Here is an 8,379-nt window from a genome sequence, read left to right on the forward strand (position 1 = left end):
CCGGCTGCTCGCTGGCGGCGTCGATCACGGGGGCGGATGTGCGGCTGATCAAGCAGCGCTATCCGGGCCTGCCGGTGGTCACCTACGTCAACACCACGGCGGACGTGAAGGCCGAGACGGATGTCTGCTGCACCTCGGCCAACGCCGTGCAGGTGGTCGAACACGTGGCCCGCGAGTGGGGCGTCGACCGGGTCATCCTGATCCCCGACGAGTTCCTGGCCCGCAACGTCGCCCGCCAGACCACTATCGGCATCATCGCCTGGAAAGGTCGCTGCGAGGTCCACGAGCGTTTCACCGCCGCCGACATCCTGGAGCTCAAGGAAGCCTATCCGGACGCCCAGATCCTGGCGCACCCCGAGTGCCCGACCGAGGTGCTGGAAGTCTCCGACTTCGCCGGCTCCACGGCGGCCATAAACGACTATGTGCTGACGAGGAAGCCCAAGCAGGTGGTGCTGATCACCGAGTGCTCTATGGCCGACAACGTCGCCATCGACGCCATCGAGACCGAGTTCGTGCGCCCCTGCAACCTGTGCCCGCACATGAAGCGCATCAGCTTGGAGAATATCTACGAGGCCCTGCTGAAGAACCAGCACGAGGTTTTCGTCGACCCGGCGATCGCCGAGCGGGCCCGCGCGTCCGTCCAGCGCATGATCGACCTGCCGCCGCCCCTCGTCCCGGCGCGCTACGACCTCGTCAAGGCCCGCCACCATGTCGACGTCGAGCTCATCTGAGCCGATGGACCGCATCCAGCACGACGGCGTCCTCATCGTGGGCGCTGGCTTGGCCGGCCTCTCGGCCGCGCTCGCGGCCGCGCCGCGCAAGGTCCTGGTGCTGACCGGGGCGCCTTTGAACCATGGCTGCTCCTCGGCTTGGGCCCAGGGCGGCATGGCCGCGGCGCTTTCGGCCGACGACGCCCCGGCCCTGCACGCCGCCGACACGGTCGCGGCAGGCGCGGGTCTGGTCGACGTCCAGATGGCCGCCCTGCTGGCCGAAGAGGGACCCGCGGCCGTGCGCAAGCTGGCCGCCATGGGCGCACCGTTCGATCGCGACACCGCCGGTGAGTTCGCCACCAGCCTGGAAGCCGCCCACAGCCGCTCGCGCGTGGCGCGGGTCAAGGGCGACCAGGCCGGCCGCGCCATCATGGACGCCGTGGTCAAGGCCGCCTTGTCGGCCCGTCATATCCAGGTCCGCGCCGGCGCGCGTCTGCGTGGCCTTTTGCAGGACGCCGACGGCCGCGTGCGCGGCGTCGTGGTCGACCAGGACGGCCGGCTGACGGAGGTGATCGCCCCGGTGACGATCCTCGCCACCGGCGGCATCGGCGGGCTCTACGCCGTCACCACCACACCGCCCGAGCTGCGCGGCGAAGGCCTGGGCCTGGCCGCCTTGGCGGGCGCGCGGATCGCCGATCCCGAGTTCGTCCAGTTCCATCCCACCGCGATCGATATCGGCCGCGACCCCGCGCCCCTGGCCACCGAGGCCCTGCGCGGCGAAGGCGCCAAGCTGATCAATGCGGCGGGCGAGGCGTTCATGGCCGCCTATCATCCCGACGCGGAGCTGGCGCCCCGCGATGTGGTGGCGCGCGCCATCCATGCCGAGCGTGAGGCTGGGCGCGGGGCGTTCCTCGACGCTCGCGAAGCGGTGGGCGACCACTTCCCCGAGGAGTTCCCGGCGGTGTTCGCCGCCTGTCTGTCCGGCGGCGTCGATCCGCGCGTCCAGCCGATCCCTGTGTCGCCAGCCTGTCACTACCACATGGGCGGGATCGTCACCGACGCGCAGGGCCGCACCAGCTTGCCTGGTCTCTTCGCGGCGGGCGAATGCGCCTCCACCGGCGTGCACGGCGCCAACCGCCTCGCCTCGAACTCCCTGCTGGAGGCCGCCGTGTTCGGGACCCGCGCCGGCGCCGCCGCTCGCGACGAGGCCGATCCCGCAACCCGTCCCCTGCGCGCTGTGGCCGCGCCCGTCTTGCCCGAGGCCGCCGTGGCCCAACTTCGGATCGCCATGAGCCGCGACGCCGGCGTCGTGCGCGACGCCGCGGGCCTGACCCGGCTGCTGGCCGAGATCGACGGCCTGGAAGCCCTTCACGGCCGGACGCCCACCCTGGTCGCCGCCCGCCTGGTGGCCGACGCGGCGCTGGCGCGCAAGGCCAGCCTCGGGGCCCATTTCCGCGCCGATGGCGTCGCCGAGACCGAACCCAGCCGCACCTTCGTGAGCTTGGCGGCCACGCCTTTGCGGATCGCCGCCGAGTGACCGCGCCCCTGCCCGACCTGCTCATAGAGCCTGTTGTTCGCGCCGCCCTCGCCGAAGACCTGGGCAGGGCCGGCGACGTCACCGCCCAGGCCTGCATCTCGCCCGACGCCAGGCTTTCGGCGGCTTTCGCCGTTCGTCAGCCCGGGGTCGTCGCGGGCCTGGCCTGCGCGCGACTGGCCGTCGCGACGCTCGATCCCACAGCGCGCTTCGAGGCTCTCGCGACCGACGGAGATCGCGTGGAAGCCGGCCACGTGTTGGCCCGCGTCGAGGGCGATGCCCGCGCTCTGCTGTCGGCCGAACGCACGGCGCTCAACCTGCTGGGCCGGCTCTCGGGCGTCGCGACCCTTACCCGGGCCTATGTGGACGCGGTCGCCGGGACCAAGGCGCGCATCGCCGACACGCGGAAGACGACGCCTGGCCTGCGCCACATGGAGAAGTACGCCGTGCGCTGCGGGGGCGGCCTGAACCACCGCTTCGGCCTGGATGACGCCATTCTGATCAAGGACAACCACGTCGCGGCCTGCGGCGGGGTCGCGGAGGCGCTGAAGCGCGCGCGCGCGGCGGCCGGACACCTGATGAAGGTCGAGGTCGAGGTCGACAGCCTCCAGCAGCTCGAGCAGGCCATGCCCTACGCCCCCGACGTGATCATGCTGGACAACTTCACACTTGAAGATCTGGCCCGCGCGGTGGCGCTCGTCGCTGGCCGCGTCACCCTGGAGGCCTCCGGCGGCGTCAACCTCCAGACTGTGGCCGCCATCGCCCGGAGCGGCGTCGATGTGATCAGCGTCGGCGCCCTGACCCACTCGGCGCCGGTGCTGGATATCGGGCTGGACGCGGTCTAGCGGCCCCCTGCCAGCCAGAGCGGATGCTCGAGCTGTAGCGCCACGAACCGGGCGGTGGGATCGCCATAGGCCTCGCCCAGGTCGCCCAGCATCGCCTCGATGGCGCGAGCGTTCGCGAGCCTGGCCATACGGTCGAAGGCCGGAAGCTGGTCGGCGCCATAGATCGTCATGCCGCCGCGCGAGGTGACTCCGCCAGGCGCCACGGCCCAGGCCTTTGCGCGGTAGCTACGCGTCCAGCCGTCCAACGCCGCCCCGAAGGCCAGCTCGTCGAAGCCCGCCTCCAGCTTCAAGGCGACGCTGTCATGGCGCCAGAAGGCCAGGACGTTGCCCGCCGCCGTTCCCACGACATTGGCGTTGAGCCGATAGACGGTGGCGTCGTGATCGCGGCTAGGTGCGGGCAGGCCCAGCCGGCGCGCCGTGCCCTGCATGACTTCGTCGCCCGCCAGTTCGCCCAGCAGGGCCAGAGAGACCGGCGCCGAGGCGCTGATCCCCGCCGAGGTGGTGATGTTCCCGTCTGTGACCCAGCGAGCGTCCTGGCGCCAGGCGACGCTGGGATAGGTCTTCACGCGCTTGCCATGCGAGGCCCAGTGGGCCGTCGCCTGGCGGCCTTCCAGCAGGCCGGCCTCGGCCAGCACGAAGGCGCCGTCGCAAATGGAGACGATCCGCACGCCGCGCCTAGCCTGAGCGCGCAGCCAGGCCGCCCGCTCCGGGTTCTTCGCGTCCATGATGAAGGGGACGATGATCATGTCGGCGCCCTGCGGATGACGGCGATCGAACGAAGCCTGGGTCTCGTGCGGGCGGACCCAGGCGACGCCGGGCATCAGCCGCGCCGGCGCAAGGGTCGTGGAGACGATCTTCACCTCCACCGCGCCCGCCTCGGTCAGGATCGCGAACGGCGCGGTCAGATCGGTGGTCTCCGCGCCCGACGGGTCCACCAGGATGGCCACCAACGGCTTGGCCAGGACGGGCGAGGCCAGACCCAGCAGGAGCAGGGCGGCGAGGAGCAGGGTCCGGATCACTGGGCGGTCTCCAGCCGCCCCGCGGCGGTCTGAGCCGCGGCGAGCCTCACGTCGGCCCCGCGATCCAGGAACGCTCGGACGGTCGCCAGGATCTCGGGGCTGGCCAGCTCTGGCCGACCGGACTGGAAGGGCGGCGCCGGCGCGTATTCCAGGCTGAGCTGCAGGGTCTTGGCGAAGTCCTCTCCGGCGAGCTCGGCGACCATCACGAAGGCGAAGTCCAGGCCCGCCGTCACCCCGCCCCCGGTGATGATGTCGCCGTCGCGGGCCACGCGGCTCTCGTCGATGATCGCCCCGAACGGCAGCAGCAGGTCGCGCCACGCCCAGTGGCAGGCGCTACGCTTGCCACGCAGGAACCCGGCGGCCGCCAGGATCAGCGATCCTGTGCAGACACTGGTGAGGTACTTGGCGCCCGAGCCCAGCCGCTTGATCTCGGCCATGAAGGCTTCGTCTAGCATGGCGTCGGTGGTGCCGAAGCCGCCCGGCACGCACAGCAGGTCGCAGTGCTCGACCGTGGTCAGATCGGTGAGGTTGGCGAAGGTCAGGCCGTCGGCCGTGATGTCCTGCCCGCCCATCGAGGCCACGATGACCTTGGCGTTCGGCAGGCGGCACAGCACCTGGTGTGGCCCGGTGAAGTCGAGATGGGTGACGTCCGGATAGAGCGGGATGACGATCTGTAGGTCGGCCATGGGCGTTTCTCCAATGCGAGGCGCTCATGATGCGGTCGAGGCGTGGTGTCTGAAATGACATTCTTCCCTCGATTTCCGCCGCCCTCAGCCGGGATCGAAACGCTTGAGCAGTCGCTGCGCCAGCAGCCGGGCGGCCCCCTCGCCTCGGGCCATGGCGTTGGAGGCGGTGACGACGGCCACGCCCCGCTGGGGACTGGCGAAGGCGACCGAGTACCAGCGGGTGTTGGAGCCGTCGTGCGCCAGCAGCGGGCCGCGCGAGCGCGGCTGGCCCGGCAGCACCATCCAGCCCAAGGCATAGGGCGAGAAGCCCCCGCCCTCCGGGGGCGTTACGATCCTCTGGATGCTTTCAGCCTTGAGATAGCCGTCCCCCTGGGTCAGGAACAGCCGCACGAACCGGGCGTGATCGGCGAGGCTCATATGGGCGCGGCCGGCCGGACCGAGGGCCGCGGGGTTGTCGGACAGCCCTTCGGGATCGACGGGCGCCAGGCGGCCGAACAGCGGCTTGGCATGCCCCCTGGGCTGATCGCCGGTCGGCGCACCGAAGCCCGCCGACGTCATGGCCAAGGGCGAGAACACTTCCCGCATCATGGCTGTTTCCCAGGACACGCCCAGGATCCGTTCGATCGCCGCGCCGGCCAGGACATAGTTGATGTTGGCGTAGGCGAACCGGCCGCGGCGGCCTGGAGACGGCGCGGACAGGGCGGCGAGCGCCAGCGAGGTCCTCTGCGCCTCCACCGGCCGACAATCGCCGTGGGCGCCCTTCAGCCAGTCGCGGGTCAGCACCTTGGCGTCCACCAGGCCCGAGCGATGGGCGAGCAGATCCTCGATGGTGACGCTATCCCAGGCGGCGTTCGGGGCGAGATCGGGAAACAACTCGGGTATCCGGGCGCTCCATCGCGCCGAACCGGCCTCGACCAGCCGGGCATAGAGGGCCGCGGTCATCGACTTGGCGTTGGACCCGATGTGCCAGCGGTCCTCCGTCGTTACCCGCTCGGACCCGTCCAGGCGACGCAGGCCGGCGCATTCCAGGTGCATGAGGCCGTCGCGGTTGACCACGGCCCCCGCCAGGGCCGGCGCGCGGGTCTTCTCCAGGATCGCGAGACTGAGATCGTTGTCGGACGTCACACGCGGCTCCTTGCGGTCTGGTGCGTCGGAATGAGCCAGGACCCGCACGCCGGACAAATGAAACTTCCGCAATGACGGGTTGAACAGCCGGGCGTCGCGAACTAGGAATGCTGAAACTACGCGTTCCCTCGGAAACTGACATGACACGCAGCCTGGGCGTCCTGATCTTCCCGAACTTTCAGATCCTCGACGTGGCCGGACCCATCGCCGCCTTCGAGATCGCCGACCGCTACGTCCCTGGCAGCTACGACATCCGAGTCCTGGCGGCCGAACCCGGCCTGGTCGCCTCGTCATCCCGCGCCGCGATGGCCGCCGAGGCGCTGAGCGGCACACCCCTGGACACCCTGATGGTCTCAGGAGGCGACGGCACCCGCGCGGCGATCATGCAGACCGAGCTGATCGACTGGGTCCGCGCCGCGTCCGGCGGGGCCCGCCGAACCACGAGCGTCTGTTCGGGCGCCTTTCTGCTGGCGGAGGCGGGGCTGCTGGACGGGCGGCGCGCGACAACGCACTGGCAGCGGTGTCCGGACTTGGCGCGGCGTTATCCCAAGGTCCGGGTCGAACCCGACCGCATCTTCGTGCGCGACGGAGACGTCTGGACATCGGCCGGGATCAGCGCGGGCATAGACCTGGCGCTGGCCCTGGTCGCCGAGGACCTGGGCGAGCCTATCGCCCGCGCCGTGGCCCAGCAGCTCGTGGTCTATCACCGGCGGCCGGGCGGCCAGTCGCAGTTCTCGGCCCTGATCGAGATGGGCGGCCAGGGCGGGCGGTTCGCCGAGCTGCTGGACTGGATGCGCGAACGGATCGCTGAACATCTGCCGGTGGAGCGCCTGGCCGACCGCGCCGCCATGAGCCCGCGAAACTTCGCCCGCGCCTTCGCCGCCGAGACCGGCCTGACCCCGGCCAAGGCCGTCGAGCGGCTGCGACTGGAGACCGCTCGCGAACGGGTGGAAGGTTCGTCGGAGCCTATCGACCAGGTGGCCGAAAGCTCCGGCTTCGGGGATCCGGAGCGTATGCGCCGGGCCTTCCTCCGCGCTTTCGGTCAGCCGCCGCAAGCCCTGCGGCGGGCGGCTCGGTCCTAGGAGGGCGTCGCGGTCTGTGGCTTGGCGGGCGACGGCGCGCTGGTCGGCGTGACCTTGGCGGCCTCAGCCTTGACCGGCGCAGGGACGCTCGTGGTCTCGGCGGCGGCGTCGGCGGTCTGGTCGACCTTCACAGCCGAGGAGAGGCGGAGCTCGCCCGCGATCTCGACCGGCGCGGAGATCCCAGGCGCGGAGGTGAACCGCGCATAGGTCTGGTCGGACGCCAGTTCCGGCGCCGGCGTCTTGCGGCCGGCGACATAGGTGCGTCCCGCGTCACGGCCGAAGCGATAGAAGACGTGCAGGCCGACCTGGGCGGTGCGCAGCATGCGCGGGCCCCAGTTGGGCGCCACGTGGGTCGTGTGGAAGTGGGTGGCGTCGCCGACGCTGGCCATCACGAAACCGGACAGGGCCTTTGTCGCCACGCGCTGGGCGCGATCCCAGGCGCCGGCCTCGCGGCCACGACGCATGGAGCCGTCGCAGGCGAAGCTGAACTGGCAGCCGCTGCGCTTGGCCGCGCCCTGATAGACGACGCTGCAGACGCTCTTGGGGAAGGCGGGATGACGCACGCGGTTCAACACCACCTGGGCCACGGCCGCCTGGCCGTCCGGAGTCTCGCCGCGAGCCTCGAAATAGACCGCCTGGGTCAGGCATTCCAGCTCACGCGACGAATCCAGCGCGCCGGCCATGTGGAACGGCGCGGCGGCGCGCGTAAAGGCCGGGCGCAGCTTGATGGGCTCGGCCTTGGCCGGAACCGCGTCCAGGCGGGCGGTCAGTTCGGCGCTCTGGCGGTCGAGTTCGCCGGTCATGGTGAATGGGTCGTGGCGGCGGGCGATGCGCAGCACGCCCGGATCCAGGGCGGCGGCTTCGCGCTGCAGCACGGATTCCGAGAAACCGCCGGCCGCCGCCTGCGCCAGGCGCGAGGCTCGGGCGTGGTCGGTGGTCGCGCGCGCCATGCCGCCGGCCATGTAGGCCGCGCCCAGCGCGAGCCCAATACCGCAGCCGATCAAAGCGGCGCATGTGGACGCGCGCCAATCGGCGGGCGTCTTGATCTTGAATTGCAAAGGAAATCTAGTCCCGTGTGACGAGGGCGGTTGCGCCCCCAGACATCGTCGTCACGGGGCCCCTGCTCTTGCTGGCGGCGCGGTGACTGGAGCCTGTCCGATTACACGTGGAGTGGCAGGCTACGGCGAAGTTGATGTGCTTCTGACAGGCTTGGCCACGATTCGCAAGCTTATATTGCAGTGCAGCATGATATATTTCCGTGGGTTAACCTTCACGCGCACCCATGAGCCCTTCCGGAACCTCCGGCGCAGCTCGCCGTTTTCGTAGCAACGCTTGAAGCTTGTGGAGCTGCACCTATGCGCAAGACCCTGACCTTGAT

8 protein-coding genes are annotated in these 8,379 nt (G+C 70.7%); 4 read left to right on the forward strand and 4 right to left on the reverse strand.

The genetic code is table 11. The annotated features are described in order from the left end of the window. The 3 genes from RMO04_RS03045 to nadC form a co-directional block, all read left to right on the forward strand. Nucleotides 1-731: quinolinate synthase (locus RMO04_RS03045; protein ID WP_309643321.1), on the forward strand; the 731-nt coding region annotated here is incomplete at its 5' end. Nucleotides 732-735: 4 nt separating this feature from the next. Beyond that, nucleotides 736-2,247 (forward strand): L-aspartate oxidase, encoded by a 1,512-nt coding sequence (locus tag RMO04_RS03050; RefSeq protein ID WP_309643322.1) that lies wholly within the window; start codon nucleotides 736-738, stop codon nucleotides 2,245-2,247. Beyond that, nucleotides 2,244-3,089, forward strand: coding sequence for a carboxylating nicotinate-nucleotide diphosphorylase (nadC, locus tag RMO04_RS03055; RefSeq protein WP_309643323.1), 846 nt, complete (start codon nucleotides 2,244-2,246; stop codon nucleotides 3,087-3,089). The genes RMO04_RS03050 and nadC overlap by 4 nt, the downstream gene beginning before the upstream one ends. On the opposite strand, the gene RMO04_RS03060 is transcribed toward nadC, so the two are convergent. The 3 genes from RMO04_RS03060 to RMO04_RS03070 form a co-directional block, all read right to left on the reverse strand. Continuing rightward, nucleotides 3,086-4,108, reverse strand: coding sequence for a DJ-1/PfpI family protein (locus tag RMO04_RS03060; protein ID WP_309643324.1), 1,023 nt, complete (start codon nucleotides 4,106-4,108; stop codon nucleotides 3,086-3,088). The genes nadC and RMO04_RS03060 overlap by 4 nt on opposite strands. Beyond that, nucleotides 4,105-4,794 carry a DJ-1/PfpI family protein gene (locus tag RMO04_RS03065; RefSeq protein ID WP_309643325.1) on the reverse strand — a complete coding sequence of 230 codons (690 nt, stop codon included), beginning with the start codon at nucleotides 4,792-4,794 and terminating at the stop codon, nucleotides 4,105-4,107. Before RMO04_RS03065 ends, RMO04_RS03060 begins: the two co-directional genes overlap by 4 nt. Nucleotides 4,795-4,878: 84 nt before the next feature. Next, nucleotides 4,879-5,919 (reverse strand): serine hydrolase domain-containing protein, encoded by a 1,041-nt coding sequence (locus RMO04_RS03070; protein ID WP_309643326.1) that lies wholly within the window; start codon nucleotides 5,917-5,919, stop codon nucleotides 4,879-4,881. A 140-nt stretch (nucleotides 5,920-6,059) separates the two neighbouring features. Here RMO04_RS03070 and RMO04_RS03075 point away from each other — a divergent pair, with 140 nt between their 5' ends. Continuing rightward, nucleotides 6,060-7,001: a GlxA family transcriptional regulator gene (locus tag RMO04_RS03075; RefSeq protein ID WP_309643327.1), complete on the forward strand. Its 942-nt coding sequence runs from the start codon at nucleotides 6,060-6,062 to the stop codon at nucleotides 6,999-7,001. Here RMO04_RS03075 and RMO04_RS03080 read toward each other — a convergent pair. Next, nucleotides 6,998-8,059: a cell wall hydrolase gene (locus RMO04_RS03080; protein WP_309643328.1), complete on the reverse strand. Its 1,062-nt coding sequence runs from the start codon at nucleotides 8,057-8,059 to the stop codon at nucleotides 6,998-7,000. The genes RMO04_RS03075 and RMO04_RS03080 overlap by 4 nt on opposite strands. Nucleotides 8,060-8,379: the final 320 nt, after the last annotated feature.

This window comes from Phenylobacterium sp., from assembly GCF_031412415.1.
Taxonomy (GTDB): Bacteria; Pseudomonadota; Alphaproteobacteria; order Caulobacterales; family Caulobacteraceae; genus Phenylobacterium.